Here is a 14,663-nt window from a genome sequence, read left to right as displayed (position 1 = left end):
CCTCAGCGGGCGGCCGCGGCCGAGCGGCGGCGGCGGGTGCGGCCGGCGAATTCCGGTTCCGGCGCGGCGGCCGCTTCCTGAGCAACGGCGACCGGTGCCGGAGGAGCGCTGGCGGCACCGACCGGAGCCAGCTGGCGATCCTGCTGGGGCCGGGGAGCACGGCTCTGGCGGTCAACGGTGCGGGTGGGGCGACCACTGTCGCGGCCAGCATCGCGGCCACCATCGCGGCCACCGCGACCCCGCGGTGCCGGGCGGGAATCCGGTTCGACATCGGCGCGGCCCTTGTAAACCGGCGTGCCGGCGGGAGCGGGCTGCACCAGACAGAGGATCAAGGGCTCCACCTGCAGCTCCCGGCGCAGGCGGCGCTGCAGGCCGAGTTCCACCTCACGTTGCACGCCCACCCAGTCCACGTCGGGGGCCTCGCCGCCACTGACACGGCAGAGCTGCTTCCAGCGGTTCTCCAGCACCCAGGTGATCTCGCGCTCGGCCCAGAGGCTGAGCTTGCGGGCATCGGCGGTGGTCACCACCCCCCGCATGGTCACCCGCGGCGGGGCCGCCATGGCGCCGTCGGTGCTGATCGCAGCCAGCAGGGTGATCACCCCGTCCTCGGCCAGCTGCTGGCGCTCCTTGAGCACACGCACATCCACGATGCCGGTGCGGGAGGCATCAAGGAGTTCGATGCCCGCCTTCACCGGCTCACCGCGACGGATCGAATCCGGGGTGAGCTCCACCACATCCCCGTTTTCGATGAGCAGCATGTTGTCGGCCGGCACCCCCATCGCCTGGGCCGTTTTGCTGTGGCACACGAGCATGCGGTGCTCACCGTGAACCGGCACGAAGAACTTCGGCTTGACCAGGGCGAGCATCAGCTTGTGGTCTTCCTGGAAGCCGTGGCCGGACACGTGGATACCCTCGCCCTTTCCATAGACCACCTTGGCCCCGAGCATCATCAGCCGGTCGATGGTGTTCACCACCGAGATGGTGTTTCCAGGGATGGGATTGGCGGAAAAGATGATCGTGTCGCTGCTCTTCACCTGCACCTGTTGGTGCTCACCGCGGGAAATTCGGCTGAGGGCCGCCAGCGGTTCACCCTGGCTGCCGGTCATCAGCAGCAGGGTTTCGCGGTCGGGCAGGTCGCGGATCTGCTTGATCGGCACGAACAGATCATCGGGGGCGCGCATGTAGCCGAGCTCGCGGGCCTTGGCGATCACGTTGAGCATCGAGCGACCCAGCAGGCCCACCTTGCGGCCGTTCTTGAGCGCCAGCTCCAGGATCATTGACACCCGGTGAATGGAGCTGGCGAAGGTGGTGATGATCACCCGGCCCTGGGCCTGAGCGATCTGGCGATCGAGGTTCGGGAACACTGAGCGCTCCGAGGGGCAGAAGCCCGGCACCTCCGCATTGGTGGAATCGCTGAACAGACACAGCACCCCCTGCTCGCCGTAGTGGGCCAGGCGAGCCATGTCGAAGTGCTCGCCGTCCACCGGGGTGTGATCGAACTTGAAGTCACCGGTGAAGATCACCGTGCCCACCGGGGTGGTGATGGCCAGCGAGAAGCTGTCGGCCATCGAGTGGGTGTTGCGGATGAATTCCACTGAGAAGTGCTGCCCCACCTTCACCACATCGCGCGGCGCCACGGTTTTGAGGATCGTGCGGTCCATCACACCGGCCTCCTCCATCTTGCCGGTGAGCAGAGCCAGGGCCAGACGCGGCCCATGGATCACGGGGATGTTGAAGTTCTTGAGGTGGTGGGCAATGCCGCCGATGTGGTCTTCGTGACCGTGGGTCACGATCATGCCGCGAATGCGCTTCTGGTTCTCCTTCAGATAGCTGGTGTCCGGCATCACCACGTTGACGCCATGCATGCCGTCGCTGGGGAAGGAGAGGCCGGCATCCACCAGCATGATGTCGTCGCCGTACTCGAACACGCAGGTGTTCTTGCCGATCTCGTGCAGGCCGCCGAGGGGGATCACCCGCAGGTTCGGCTGTCGGGAGGCGTTCGTGCCGTTGGAGCTGGATGTGCCGTTGGAACTGGACATGAAGAAATCAGAAATGGGGTCAGGATTGGGTTGAAAAGCTCGGCAGCACGGCCTGAAGGCGGAGCCTGAGCGGGATCAGCCTTGGCGTCAGGTGGGACGCAGGGCAGCCAGGGTTTCGGAGAGACGTTGTTTCACGGTGTCGTCAGCGGAAAGAAGGGGAAGTCTTGGGGCGCCCACGGGCCAGCCGCTCAGCTCCAGGGCGGCCTTGACCGGGATCGGGTTGGTGGTGCAGAACAGCGCCTTGCAGAGGGGCAGCAGCTGCTCGTGCAGGTGCAGGGCCGTGGCCAGATCACCCGCGAAGAAGGCCCGCACCATGGCACTGATGCGCTCGCCGGCCAGGTGACTGGCCACGCTCACCACCCCCACGGCACCCACGGCCAGCATCGGCAGGGTGAGGGCGTCGTCGCCGGAGTAGATGGCCAGGCGATCGCCGCAGACGGCCCGCAGGGCACTCACCTCATCGGTGCTGCCGCTGGCGGCCTTGAAGCTCACCACATTGGGCTGATCGAGCAGGCGGGCCACGGTGGCGGGCGCCAGGCTGGTGCCGGTGCGGCCTGGGATGTTGTAGAGCATCAGCGGCAGCTCAGGCGCCGCCTGGGCCACGGCCCGGAAATGGGCCTCCAGCCCGTCCTGGGGCGGCTTGTTGTAGTAGGGCACCACCACCAGGGCCCCATCGGCGCCCAGGGCGGCGGCCTCGCGGGTGGCCTCCACCGCCTCGGCGGTGCAGTTGCTGCCGCTGCCGGCCAGCAACCGGGCCCGATCGCCCAGGGCGTCGCGCACGGCGGCGAACAGCCGGTGCTGCTCCGCCCAGCTGAGGGTGGGAGACTCGCCGGTGGTGCCGCAGATCACCAGCCCATCGGATCCGTGGCTCACCAGATGATCGGCGAGACGGGCCGCCAGCTCCAGATCCACCGCGCCGTCAGGGCGGAACGGGGTGACCATGGCGGTGAGCACCCGGCCGAAGGGAGCGCGGCTCAAACGGCACCTCCTTCGGTCGGGGCCGGACTCTGCAACAGCTCGGCGATCTGCACGGCATTGAGCGCCGCTCCCTTGCGGATCTGATCGCCGCAGAGCCAAAGCTCCAGGGCGTGCGGGTCACTGATGTCCTGGCGAATGCGGCCCACCGCCACCGGATCCCGGCCGGTGACATCGGTGGGCATGGGGAAGCGGTTGGTCTCGAAGTCCTCCAGCAGCTCCACCCCGGCGGCATGGCGCAGCAGCTCACGGGCCTCCTCCACCGGGAAGGGCTCGTTGAACTCGATGTTCACGGCCTCGGAATGGGCCCGCAGCACCGGCACGCGCACGCAGGTGGCGGTGAGGCGCAGATCGGGAATCCCCATGATCTTGCGCGTCTCGTTCACCATCTTCAGCTCCTCCTCGCAGTAGCCGTTGGGCTGCAGGGGCGAGTTGTGCAGGAACAGGTTGAAGGCCAGGGAGTGGGGCAGCACCTGGCTGAGGGGCTCGCCGCCGTCGAGCACGGTGCGGCTGAGCTGGCGCAGCTCCTCCATGGCCCGGGCACCGGCGCCGCTGGCGCTCTGATAGGTGCTCACCACCACACGGCGGATCGGCCGCCGCCCGTGCAGGGGGGCGAGGGCCAGGGTGAGCAGGATCGTGGTGCAGTTGGGGTTGGCGATGATGCCGCGGTGCTGGAAGGCCGCCTGCGGGTTCACTTCCGGCACCACCAGCGGCACGTCGGGATCCAGGCGGAAGGCGCTGGAGTTGTCGATCACCACCGCACCCGCCGCCGCCGCCACCGGCGCCCACTGCCGCGAGGCGGCACCACCGGCTGAGGCCAGCACCAGATCCACACCGTCGAAGCTTTCGGCGCTGACCGCGGTGATCGGCAGCTCCTGCTGCTGCCAGCGCAGGGTGCGGCCGGCGGAGCGGGGTGATGCCAGGGGGCGCAGCTCGGCCACCGGGAAGCGGCGCTCATCGAGCAGCTGCAGCAGCTCCTGGCCCACGGCACCGGTGGCGCCAAGAATGGCCACCCGCAGCGGACGGCGGGGCAGGGAGAGGGGAGCGGACGAGAGGGCGGTGGAAGCGCTGATCAACGGTGCTGAACGGATATGGCGAGGGCTCGATGGCCTGGGCAGAAGGCGGTGTGCTCGGGTGCTGGAGCGAACCTGGTGGGGCGCGGAGTGTGGAGCGCGGAATCAGGTGGGGGAGGGAGCTGGCTGGGGGAGCTGGGCAGGAGGTGTGTTGAAGCTTGGGTGTCGCGGAGCGGGACCCTGTCCGGCAGCAGCATGCTGGGGATCCGGATGGGTGGAGCTGGCGGGCGCGGAACTGGTGGAGAGGTGCGGGCGGGCGATGCGCGGCAGCCCCGCCAGAACTCTGTTGTGTTGGTGCACCATACCGCTCCCGGGGCGGGGGTCGCCCTCTTTCTTAAGGTTGCGTGCTGCGCTGAACTGCCATGAGTCCCGCCGCCAAAGCCACCTCGAAGGATCAGGCCACCAGCGGGGCCGCGTCCCTGCAGGTGACCTCCACCCCCCGCCCCGGCAGCCGGGTGGCGCTGGAGGTGGCCATTCCCGGCAGCCGCAGCCAGGCCAGCTACGAGGCTGCTGTGGACAAACTGAGCCGCAGCGTCCGACTGCCCGGGTTCCGCAAGGGCAAGGTGCCGCGGCCGGTGCTCCTGCAGCAGATCGGGCCCCTGCGTGTGCGCGCCACCGCCCTCGAGGATCTGGTGGATGCCGCCTGCCGCGACGCCCTGGACAGCGAGAAGGTGGCCGCCATCGGCCGGCCGGAGCTGAGCGAGGGCTTCGAGCTTGTGCTGGAGCGCTTCGAACCCGGCAGCGATCTCACCATCACCCTGGAGCTCGATGTCGAGCCCACCCCCACCCTCAGGCAAACCAAGGCCCTGAAGGCCCAAGCGGAGGCGGTGACCTTCGAGCCGGCCAAGGTGGATGAACTGATCGAGCAATCCCGCCGCCAGATGGCCACCCTGGTGCCGGTGGAAGACCGGGCGGCCGCAAGCGGCGATGTGGCCGTGCTCAGCTTCCGGGGCGTCTTCGCCGACAGCGGCGAGGAGATCGAGGGCGGCAGCAGCGACGCCAGCGAGGTGGAGCTGGAGGAGGGCCGCATGATCCCCGGCTTCGTGGAGGGGGTGATCGGCATGGCCGTGGGCGACACCAGGACGATCGCGTGCCGGTTCCCCGAGACCTACGCCCAAAAGGATGCGGCGGGCCGCAGCGCCAGCTTCGAAATCACCCTCAAAGATCTCAAGACCCGCGAGCTGCCGGCTCTGGACGATGCCTTCGCCCAGCAGGCCAGCGACAAGCAGACCCTCGCCGAGCTGCGCGAGGACCTGGAGACGCGGCTCAAGGAGGACAGCGAGCGCCGTGCCAAGGCCGCCCGCCACGACGCCCTGCTCGACGCCCTGGTGGAGCAACTGGAGGTGGAGCTGCCCGAAACCCTGATCCAGCAGGAGGTGCGCACCCTGATCGAGCAGACCGCCGGCCAGATCGCCCAGCAGGGAATGGACGTGAAGAAGCTGTTCACCCCCGACCTGGTGCGCTCGCTGATGGACACCTCCCGCCCGGAGGCGGAGCAGCGCCTGCGCCGCCGCCTGGCCCTGCAGGCCCTGGCGGCCGCCGAGGCCATCGAGGTGGCTGCCGACGAACTGGAGGCCAAGGTGAAGGAGGTGCGCCGCGGCCTCAGCCAGGAGGGCGCGATCGATCCGGAGCGCCTGTACCAGGTGGTGGCAGACGATCTCCTGCGCGACAAGCTGCTCGCCTGGCTGGAGGAGAACAGCACCATCAGCGCCAAGCCCCCGGCAGAGGCGTCATCCGCAGAGCAGCCCTCCCCAGACGAACCCTCGTCAGACGAGCCGGCAGCTGCGACCTGAAGCTCGCTGCCCATAGATTGAACAGCCCTGCCCTTTGCCGCGCATGAGCGACGCCGTACCGCTGATGCCAGACCCCACGGCTCTCTGCCCCCATCCGGTTCACAGCCGCTGGGCGGGGCCGGAACCCCAGGCGATCAGCGGCCGCCCGGTGGCCGCGCCGGGGGTGCTGCCCACGGTGGTGGAGCAGTCGGGCAAGGGCGAGCGCGCCTTCGACATCTATTCGCGGCTGCTGCGCGAGCGGATCATCTTCCTGGGCACCGGCATCGACGACGCCGTGGCCGACGCGGTGGTGGCCCAGCTGCTGTTCCTGGAGGCCGAGGATCCGGAGAAGGACATTCAGATCTATGTGAATTCACCGGGTGGATCGGTGACCGCCGGCCTGGCCATCTACGACACGATGCAGCAGGTGGCGCCCGACGTGGTGACCATCTGCTACGGCCTGGCCGCTTCCATGGGGGCCTTCCTGCTCTCCGGCGGCACCAAAGGCAAGCGCCTGGCCCTTCCCAGCGCCCGGATCATGATCCACCAGCCCCTCGGCGGCGCCCAGGGTCAGGCCATTGACATCGAGATTCAGGCCAGGGAGATCCTCTTCCTCAAAGACACCCTCAACGGCCTGATGGCGGAGCACACCGGCCAGCCGCTGGAGAAGATCACGGAAGACACCGATCGCGACTACTTCCTTTCTCCGGCGGAGGCGGTTGAATACGGCCTCATCGACCGGGTGGTGACGGACACCACCGCGGCCACTGCCGCCGCCGTCGCGGGGGTCCACCCGGCCTGAGTCTCGAACCACGCTCGATCACTCTGGTTGGATCCTTCCAGGCGGCTGACGAATCCGGCAATTGGGGCAATGCTGGCTGCTGAGCTCCACGGGGCCTCCAGACACCATCCAGCCCCTCCGCCCGACCCGGCACCTCTCTCCGGCTCACCCACCCGATGGCCAAGTTCGACGCCCACCTGAAGTGTTCGTTCTGCGGCAAGTCGCAGGACCAGGTGCGCAAGCTGATCGCCGGCCCGGGGGTCTACATCTGCGACGAGTGCATCGATCTCTGCAACGAGATCCTCGACGAGGAGCTGGTGGACCACAGCGGTGGCGCCTCCCGACCCAGCCACGAGCACAATCGCGGCAAGACCGCCGCCAGGAAGCCGGCCAAGCCGGTGCCCACCCTGGCGGAGGTGCCCAAGCCCCAGGAGATCAAGGCCTTCCTCGATGACCAGGTGGTGGGTCAGGACCTGGCCAAGAAAACCCTGTCGGTGGCGGTCTACAACCACTACAAGCGCCTGGCCTGGCAGGGCGATGGCAGCGGCGAGGCGACCGACACCGCCACCCGCCTGCACAAGAGCAACATCCTGCTGATCGGCCCCACCGGCTGCGGCAAGACCCTGCTGGCCCAGACCCTGGCCGAGCTGCTGGAGGTGCCCTTCGCCGTGGCCGATGCCACCTCCCTCACCGAGGCGGGCTACGTGGGCGAGGACGTGGAGAACATCCTGCTGCGCCTGCTGCAGAAGGCCGACATGGATGTGGAGCTGGCCCAGCGCGGCATCATCTACATCGACGAGATCGACAAGATCGTCCGCAAGAGCGAGAACCCCTCGATCACCCGCGACGTGTCCGGCGAGGGTGTGCAGCAGGCCTTGCTGAAGATGCTCGAGGGCACCGTGGCCAACGTGCCGCCCCAGGGGGGCCGCAAACACCCCTACCAGGACTGCATCCAGATCGACACCAGCCAGATCCTGTTCATCTGCGGCGGTGCCTTCGTGGGTCTCGAGGAGGTGGTGCAGCGGCGCATGGGCCGCAACGCCATCGGTTTCATCAGCCCCGACGGCGCCCCCCGCGCCCGCCAGGCCCGCGAGCGCCACGCCAGCGAGGCGCTGCGCCATCTGCAGCCCGAAGACCTGGTGAAGTACGGCCTGATCCCCGAGTTCACCGGCCGGCTGCCGGTGACAGCCGTGCTCGAGCCCCTCGACACCCATGCCCTGCAGGCGATCCTCACCGAACCCCGCGACGCCCTGGTGAAGCAGTTCCAGACGCTGCTGAGCATGGATGACGTGCAGCTGGACTTCGAACCCGGGGCCATCGAGGCGATCGCCAATGAGGCCCATCGGCGCAAGACCGGCGCCCGTGCCCTGCGCGGCATCGTGGAAGAGCTGATGCTCGATCTGATGTACGACCTGCCCTCCCAGCAGGAGATCAAGAGCTTCACGATCACCCGCGATCTGGTGGAACAGCGCAGCCGGGCCCAGGTGCTGCCGCTGGGCGGCAGCATGGAGTCCGTTCAGCAGGCCAGCGCCTGATCCCCCTTGGCCGCCGCCGACCATCTGCAGGTCCCCCGCCGGCACGGCCTGTTCAGCCACCACGGCATCGATCTGGGCGACGGCAGCGTGGCCCACTACCTCGAGGGGCGTGAGATCCTGCGCAGCCCCTGCCAGGAGTTCAGCCGCAGCGAGCCGATCAGCGTGGTGCGCTACGACGCAGGTCTCTGCTCGCCCAGTGGTGTGACCCTGCGACGGGCGATGGGCCGGCTGGGCGAGCAGAACTACAACCTGCTGTTCAACAACTGCGAGCACTTCGCCCACTGGTGCAAGACGGGCCGGCACCGCAGCGGCCAGGTGGAGAACTGGGTGCACACCGGCAGCCTCGGCGCCCTGGCCATCGGCCAGTGGCTGCCGGCCGCCGCCCTGGCCGGCACCCGGCTGCTGCTGCGCCAGGGAGTGCCGCTGGAAGGGGGGCTGGAACTGGCCCGGCGCACCCTGCGCCAGCTCGAGGAGCTGCGCCAGACGCTGCAGGCCCGGCTGGATGAGGAACTGGCGAAGGCCGACGCGCGCTGGGGTCAGAGCCAGTTCGAGAGCCTGCGCCGCGCCGCCCTCAGGCTCGCCGACCAGCTGGCGGAGGTGGAGGATCTGGAGACGGCGCTTGAGAAACGCCTGCAGGGGCTGCTCGAGGGTCAGGAGCCGCCTCGGGGTCTGCTGCCCTCGGCCGGTCCTGACCGGTCCTGATCAGCCCCCGCGCTCCGCAGCCGTCCCGCATGTCCCAGGCCTACCAGCCGCTTCACCACAAATACCGGCCGCAGCGCTTCGATCAGCTGGTGGGCCAGGAGGCGATCGCCGCCACCCTCGCCAACGCCCTGCTCTCCGGGCGGATCGCTCCGGCCTACCTGTTCAGCGGGCCACGCGGCACCGGCAAGACCTCCAGCGCCCGCATCCTGGCCCGTTCGCTCAACTGCCTCGCCACCGACGGGCCCACCCCGGAGCCCTGCGGGGTTTGCGAGCTGTGCACCGCCATCGCCGCCGGCAACGCCCTCGATGTGATCGAGATCGACGCCGCCTCCAACACCGGCGTGGACAACATCCGCGAGCTGATCGAGCGCTCCCGCTTCGCGCCGGTGCAGGCGCGCTGGAAGGTGTACGTGGTGGACGAGTGCCACATGCTCTCCACCGCCGCCTTCAACGCCCTGCTCAAAACCCTGGAGGAGCCCCCCCCGCGGGTGGTGTTCGTGCTGGCCACCACCGACCCGCAGCGGGTGCTGCCCACGATCCTCAGCCGCTGCCAGCGCTTCGACTTCCGCCGCATTCCCCTGCAGGCCCTGGAGGGGCACCTGGGCTGGATCGCCGAACGGGAGCAGATCGACATCAGCGCCGAGGCCCTGCACGTGGTGGCCCAGCGGGCCCAGGGTGGAATGCGCGACGCCGAGAGCCTGCTGGATCAGCTCAGCCTGCTGCCGGCGCCGATCGAAGCGGCGGCGGTGTGGGAGCTGCTGGGGGTGGTGCCGGAGCAGGAACTGCTGCAGCTGGCCCAGAACCTGGCCGTGGGCGACCCCGTGGCCGTGCTCGAAACCTGCCGCGGCCTGCTGGAGCGGGGCCGCGAACCGGCGGCGGTGCTGCAGGGTCTGGTGAGCCTGCTGCGGGATCTGGTGCTGGCGGGGATCGCGCCGGAGCGGCTGGAGCTCACCGGCATCTCCCCCCAGCTGCGTGAGCAGCTGCCGGCCCTGGCCCGCGCCATCGGCAAGGCCCGGCTGCTGGGCTGGCAGGCCCAGCTGCGCAGCAGCGAGCAGCAGCTGCGCCACAGCGTCAATCCGCGCCTCTGGCTGGAGGTGCTGCTGCTGGGCCTGCTGGCCGAGCCAACCCCGGCAGCCAGCGCCCCCCCCAGGCCCACGGCGCCCGCCCCCACGGCGCCCGGCCCTGGGCCGACTGCAGCGCCGCCCCAGCCGGAGTCAGCGCCTGAGCCAGTGCCACTGGCCTCGGTGCCACTGGCCTCAGTGCCACCGACTTCGGTGCCGCCGGCCCAGCCCGCTGCCACTCCCACTGCAGGTTCCCCAGGTGCCGACGATGCCGGCGGACCCAACCTGGAGGAGCTGTGGCAGCAGATCCTGGCCGGGCTGGAGCTGCCCTCCACGCGCATGTTGCTCTCCCAGCAGGCCCGGCTGCTGCGGCTGGATGAACGCCAGGCCGTGGTGCAGGTGGCCGGCACCTGGATGGCCATGGTGCAGACCCGCCAGAGCCTGGTGGAACAGGCCATCGCCCGGGCCTTGGGCGGGCCCCGCCAGCTGACGCTGCAGGCCGGCCTGGACACCCGGACCCAGGCGCCGCCGCCACCCGCTCCGGCACTGGTCTCAAGGGTCACGGCCAAACCAGCCCCGGCGGCAGCCCCGACACCATCATCGGCGCCACCCCCCGCACCTGCCCCGACCGCAGGCAGCGCCTCGCCGGCGGTGACTGCGGTCGCCCCCGACGAGGAGCAATCCTCACCAACGGCGGCGGCGGCGCAGCCAACGACCCCGGAGTCACCGCTGCAGCCAGCTGCAGACTCGGCACCCAGCTCCGCGCTGGATCAGCAGGCACGCCGGCTGGCGGAGTTCTTCAACGGCGAAGTGGTTGATTACGACGGCCCCCTCGACGAACTCCAGGGGGGCGACGGCTGACCCCAGGCCTGTGAGCACCCCGGCCTGGGCCCGCTCAGCCTGGTACCGCTCAGGCGGTGGCCGCATCCTCTCCCAGGTGCAGGGTCTTGGCCCACACCAGCCGCTTGGGCAGCAGGGCCATGCGCAGGGTGGTCCAGGGGATCACCAGGAACCAGTGCCCCAGGTAGAGGATGCCCAGGGCGAGGTTGAGCGGGCCCATGGCCGGCAGCGGCGGGCCCTCGCTGGAGCGGCGGCAGCCCACCACGATCGACACCCCCGACAGGCCGAAGGCCACAAACGACAGCGGCCAGATGGTGGGCAGGGTGCGGGTGATGGCGGCCCCGAGCAGATCGGCAGCCGCCATCACCGGCAGCACGTACTGAAGCAGAAAGAAACTGGCGAGGTCGAGCTTGAGGCGGGCTCCCAGCCGCGGGGAGAGCAGGCCCGGGGCGTAGTCGAAGAAGCGCTGCAGGCCACCCTCAGCCCAGCGCTGCCTCTGCCGCCACAGGGCCTGCAGGCTGAGCACCGCTTCCTCCCGCACCGGTGGATCCCAGGAGATCGCCACCAGTTGGCGATCGAGCAGCAGGCGGATGCTGAGGTCGAGATCGTCGGTGACGGTGGCCTCATTGAAACCGCCGGCGCTCAGCAACGATGCCCGCCGCAGCAGTTCGCCATTGCCGCGCAGCTCCACCACACCACCCTGCATCAGGCGCCCCTCCTGCACCACCGCATCGAGCACCATCTCCATGGCTTGGGCGCGGGTGAGCCAGTTGGCCTCGGGATTGGCCACCGCCTTGCGCAGCTGCACCGCCCCCCAGCCCCCCGCCTCGGCCTGGGGGATCAGCCGTTCGAGGGTGTCCGGCTGCAGGTCGGCGTCGGCGTCGAGCACCAGCATCCAGGGGGCGCGCAGCTGGCTGAGGGCCAGATTCAGGGCGCCAGACTTGCCGCCTCCGGCGTCGGGCTCCCGGCGCAGCACCTGCAGAAAGCCGTGCCGCGCCTGCAGCTCAGCCAGCACCTGGGGGGTGCGGTCGCTGCTGCCGTCATCCACCACCCACAGGCGCAGCAGCTGGGGCGGGTAGTGCAGGGCGGCGATGCGCTCCACCAGGCGTCCGATCACCGCCTGCTCATCGCGGGCGGCCACCACCACATCCACCGCCGGCAATGGCGGCGGTGGCGCCCCGCCACCCTCCGCGGCGGGGGCATGGCCTGCGGGGGGCTTGCCTGCGGCCAGCTGGTGGCAGTCCAGGGCCGGCCGCAGGCCGCTGAGCGCCGGCGCCAGCACCGTGCGGATGCTGTATCCGCCGAGAAACAGGGCCATGGCGATGGCGGGCAGCAGCCGCAGGCCTGGGTCCAGCCAGTGGGGGCCCAGGCCTGCGCAGCCGCATACCAGCACAAAGAGCGCCGACTTGCCCCGACGGCGATCGGTGGCACTGGCGTCAGCGGCCATGGCGATCCCGGAGTTGGGGCAACTCTAGGGGGCTTCCCCGGCGAGGCCGGGGCCGAGGGCCGAGAGGGGCTGCAGCTGGGTGCCCGGGTAGTAGTGCTCAAGAATCCGCTGCAGGCTCCAGCCCCGCCTGGCCAGGTCGATGGCACCGGCCTGGGACAGACCGGCCCCATGGCCGAAGCCGCCGCCCACGAAGCGCCAGCGGCCCGGCCCCACCGGCTCCACCACGAACAGGGTGCTGGGCAGCTGCGCAAAGCTGCGGCGGATGGCATCCAGCCGCAGCACCACGCTCTGGCCGCCGCTGCCGGCGATCTCCAGAGCCAGCACCCGTCCGCTCGGCCCCCGCTCCAGCACGCTCACGCGCTCGGGTGTGCCGAGTTCGGGGGCCTGGACCTGCAGGGCCTGGCGCATCTCGCCCGCCTCCAGGGTGCGGGTCCAGCGGAAGCGGGGGTGGTCGGCGCCGTAGAAGCCGGAGGTGGAGAGCAGGGGGCCCACCTGGGCGGCGGCCAGGGGCAGGGCGAAGCGCTGCTCGAGGGCGGCGGCGCCATCCACCCGGGGGCGCAGGTAGGGCAGCGGCTCACCGCTCCACGCCTCCTCGAAACCGGCGGAGACGCCGCCGTTGGTGGCGTGATACACCCCGTGGATCGGCCGGCCCTGCCAGGCCAGCACCTGGTGGCGGGTGCCGTCGATGGCCTGGCGCACCGCCGGTCCGGCCGTGCGCGGATCGGCGTACACCTGACACTGCACCGTGGCGCAGAGGTGGTAGCCGTCCACGGCGAAGCGCGCCAGGTTGCGCAGGGCCCAGGTGCGGGCCAGCACCGCCTGGGCCGCCAGGGCCACCGGGGGTGAGCCGGCACCGATCTCATGGGGCACCACGCCCTGCAGATAACGCTCCAGGGGCACGGTTTCCACCAGGCTCCAGCCGCCATGGGCATCGGGCAGGAGCCGGAACGGTCCGGCGAACACGCCGCTCCCGGCTTTGGCACCGCCGTCCCAGCGCAGCCCGCCGGGGGTCTCCAGGGTCATGGGACCGGCGAGGGACACGGGGCCGCTGTCGCGGCGCAGCTCCAGAACGGCCCGCTGCGTGTGCACCTGCTCCACCATCCGGGCCGGTCCCAGGTCGGCCGGCAGGGGAGCGTCCGCCGCCGCCCACACCTCCCAGTCGCGGGGGTAAGCGATCACCGGATCGGCGCCGGCGCGGCGCCAGCGGCTGGCGGCCTCAGCGGCGCTCTCGTAGCTGGAGAAGGGGCCGAGCACCTGGCGGCGGATGCGCTTGGGCGGCTCCAGGGGCTGATCGCGCCAGTACAGCAGCAGGCTGTTGGTCTGGTAGCGGGCACCGTCGGGGGCCACCAGCGTCAGCAGTCCCTGGGCGCTGCGCAGCTCGATCGGCTGGGAGGGACGCAGGCGGGAGGCCAGGGCCACCCAGATCACGGGCGTGAGCGAATCCACCTGCGGCGGGCTGGGCACCGACCAGTGCAGGGCCTCAGCGGCGGCGGCCGGCGGCGGCAGCGATTCCGCCCGGCAACCGCCGGCCAGCAGCACCGGCAGGGCCAGCCCCAGGGGTGCCAGCTGCCGCAGCGGTGCACCTGAGGCCGCCCGGGGCCTGGGGGGGCTGGGCAAGTGGGCGTGGAAACGGAGGGCGAAGCGCGGCCAGGGCATGGGAGCGGCGGGTTGCAGCGGAATGCGGAGGCTGCGCGGGGCAGCACCCCAATCCTGCAGGACCAGGCCGGAGCAACGGAACTGAGACGGCCGGCGGAACGGAGGCGGGCAAGCCCAGAAAAGGCCCGCAAGGGAGGGGGGTATCACCTGGGTCGTAAGGTGGTGGCTTGTGCCAGCGCCAGGAGAGATGCCGAAGCTCAAGACCCGCCGTGCGGCCGCCAAGCGGTTCAAGGTCACCGGCAGCGGCAAGTTCATGCGTCGCCGTGCTTTCCTCAACCACCTGCTCGATCACAAGAGTTCGAAGCGCAAGCGCTTCCTGGGGACCATGGCGGTCGTCGATGAGCGCGACGCCGACAACGTGAGCGCCATGCTCCCCTACGCCTGAACCCTTCACCCACGTCCCGCCGACCCCCTGAATCCCTGCCATGGCCCGCGTCAAGAGAGGCAATGTCGCCCGCAAGCGCCGCAACAAGATCCTGCGCCTGGCCCGGGGCTTCCGCGGAGGCAACGGCAGCCTGTTCCGCACCGCCAACCAGCGGGTGATGAAGGCCCTCTGCAACGCCTACCGGGACCGTCGCAGGCGCAAGCGCGACTTTCGCCGCCTCTGGATTGCCCGCATCAACGCCGCCGCCCGTCTCAACGGCCTCAGCTACAGCCGTTTGATCGGTGGCCTCAAGAAGGCCGACGTGCGCCTGAACCGCAAGATGCTGGCCCAGCTGGCGGTGGTCGATCCCGGCAGCTTCTCCACCGTGGCCGGCGCCGCGAAGAACTGATCTCTACAC

Annotated in this window: 12 protein-coding genes; 7 read left to right on the top strand and 5 right to left on the bottom strand. The window is 70.3% G+C overall.

From position 1 onward, the window contains the following. Positions 1-2: 2 nt before the first annotated feature. From KBY96_RS03335 to KBY96_RS03325, 3 genes are all read right to left on the bottom strand, one after another. Entirely contained in the window at positions 3-2,039 is a 2,037-nt protein-coding gene (locus KBY96_RS03335; protein ID WP_254977795.1) for a ribonuclease J, read from the bottom strand. A gap of 87 nt (positions 2,040-2,126) precedes the next feature. Beyond that, positions 2,127-3,017, bottom strand: coding sequence for a 4-hydroxy-tetrahydrodipicolinate synthase (gene dapA / locus KBY96_RS03330; protein ID WP_254977794.1), 891 nt, complete (start codon positions 3,015-3,017; stop codon positions 2,127-2,129). Next, positions 3,014-4,090 (bottom strand): aspartate-semialdehyde dehydrogenase, encoded by a 1,077-nt coding sequence (locus tag KBY96_RS03325; protein ID WP_261358030.1) that lies wholly within the window; start codon positions 4,088-4,090, stop codon positions 3,014-3,016. The genes dapA and KBY96_RS03325 overlap by 4 nt, the downstream gene beginning before the upstream one ends. A gap of 359 nt (positions 4,091-4,449) precedes the next feature. Between KBY96_RS03325 and tig the strand changes: the two genes are divergently transcribed. From tig to KBY96_RS03300, 5 genes are all read left to right on the top strand, one after another. Continuing rightward, positions 4,450-5,880 (top strand): trigger factor, encoded by a 1,431-nt coding sequence (gene tig, locus KBY96_RS03320; protein ID WP_254977793.1) that lies wholly within the window; start codon positions 4,450-4,452, stop codon positions 5,878-5,880. Positions 5,881-5,923: 43 nt separating this feature from the next. Then, positions 5,924-6,661 carry an ATP-dependent Clp endopeptidase proteolytic subunit ClpP gene (gene clpP, locus KBY96_RS03315; RefSeq protein WP_396122240.1) on the top strand — a complete coding sequence of 246 codons (738 nt, stop codon included), beginning with the start codon at positions 5,924-5,926 and terminating at the stop codon, positions 6,659-6,661. A 155-nt stretch (positions 6,662-6,816) separates the two neighbouring features. After that, entirely contained in the window at positions 6,817-8,175 is a 1,359-nt protein-coding gene (gene clpX, locus KBY96_RS03310) for an ATP-dependent protease ATP-binding subunit ClpX (protein WP_254977792.1), read from the top strand. Between the two features lie 6 nt (positions 8,176-8,181). Then, positions 8,182-8,877: a lecithin retinol acyltransferase family protein gene (locus KBY96_RS03305; RefSeq protein WP_254977791.1), complete on the top strand. Its 696-nt coding sequence runs from the start codon at positions 8,182-8,184 to the stop codon at positions 8,875-8,877. A 29-nt stretch (positions 8,878-8,906) separates the two neighbouring features. After that, on the top strand, positions 8,907-10,799 hold the full coding sequence (locus tag KBY96_RS03300; protein ID WP_254977790.1) for a DNA polymerase III subunit gamma/tau: 1,893 nt from the start codon (positions 8,907-8,909) through the stop codon (positions 10,797-10,799). 49 nt (positions 10,800-10,848) lie between these two features. On the opposite strand, the gene KBY96_RS03295 is transcribed toward KBY96_RS03300, so the two are convergent. Further along, positions 10,849-12,225, bottom strand: a complete 1,377-nt coding sequence (locus tag KBY96_RS03295) for a glycosyltransferase family 2 protein (protein WP_254977789.1) — start codon at positions 12,223-12,225, stop codon at positions 10,849-10,851. Between the two features lie 24 nt (positions 12,226-12,249). After that, positions 12,250-13,881 carry a SpoIID/LytB domain-containing protein gene (locus KBY96_RS03290; RefSeq protein WP_254977788.1) on the bottom strand — a complete coding sequence of 544 codons (1,632 nt, stop codon included), beginning with the start codon at positions 13,879-13,881 and terminating at the stop codon, positions 12,250-12,252. A 187-nt stretch (positions 13,882-14,068) separates the two neighbouring features. On the opposite strand from KBY96_RS03290, the gene rpmI reads away from it, so the two are divergent. Further along, the gene (gene rpmI / locus KBY96_RS03285; protein WP_254977787.1) at positions 14,069-14,266 is read left to right on the top strand and encodes a 50S ribosomal protein L35; all 198 of its coding nucleotides are present in this window, start codon (positions 14,069-14,071) and stop codon (positions 14,264-14,266) included. Positions 14,267-14,306: 40 nt separating this feature from the next. Beyond that, complete coding sequence (gene rplT / locus KBY96_RS03280; RefSeq protein ID WP_254977786.1) at positions 14,307-14,654, top strand: 50S ribosomal protein L20; 348 nt, start codon at positions 14,307-14,309, stop codon at positions 14,652-14,654. Positions 14,655-14,663: the final 9 nt, after the last annotated feature.

The organism is Cyanobium sp. ATX 6A2, from assembly GCF_024346355.1.
Classification (GTDB): Bacteria; Cyanobacteriota; Cyanobacteriia; order PCC-6307; family Cyanobiaceae; genus NIES-981.
This window is presented reverse-complemented; position numbering and strand designations above follow the sequence as displayed.

Coding starts and splice junctions, on each gene's coding strand:
- rplT (WP_254977786.1), top strand. CDS start 14,307: ATGGCCCGCGTCAAGAGAGGCAATGTCGCCCGCAAGCGCCGCAACAAG.
- clpX (WP_254977792.1), top strand. CDS start 6,817: ATGGCCAAGTTCGACGCCCACCTGAAGTGTTCGTTCTGCGGCAAGTCG.
- clpP (WP_396122240.1), top strand. CDS start 5,924: ATGAGCGACGCCGTACCGCTGATGCCAGACCCCACGGCTCTCTGCCCC.
- KBY96_RS03300 (WP_254977790.1), top strand. CDS start 8,907: ATGTCCCAGGCCTACCAGCCGCTTCACCACAAATACCGGCCGCAGCGC.
- tig (WP_254977793.1), top strand. CDS start 4,450: ATGAGTCCCGCCGCCAAAGCCACCTCGAAGGATCAGGCCACCAGCGGG.
- KBY96_RS03290 (WP_254977788.1), bottom strand. CDS start 13,881: ATGCCCTGGCCGCGCTTCGCCCTCCGTTTCCACGCCCACTTGCCCAGC.
- rpmI (WP_254977787.1), top strand. CDS start 14,069: ATGCCGAAGCTCAAGACCCGCCGTGCGGCCGCCAAGCGGTTCAAGGTC.
- KBY96_RS03295 (WP_254977789.1), bottom strand. CDS start 12,225: ATGGCCGCTGACGCCAGTGCCACCGATCGCCGTCGGGGCAAGTCGGCG.
- KBY96_RS03335 (WP_254977795.1), bottom strand. CDS start 2,039: ATGTCCAGTTCCAACGGCACATCCAGCTCCAACGGCACGAACGCCTCC.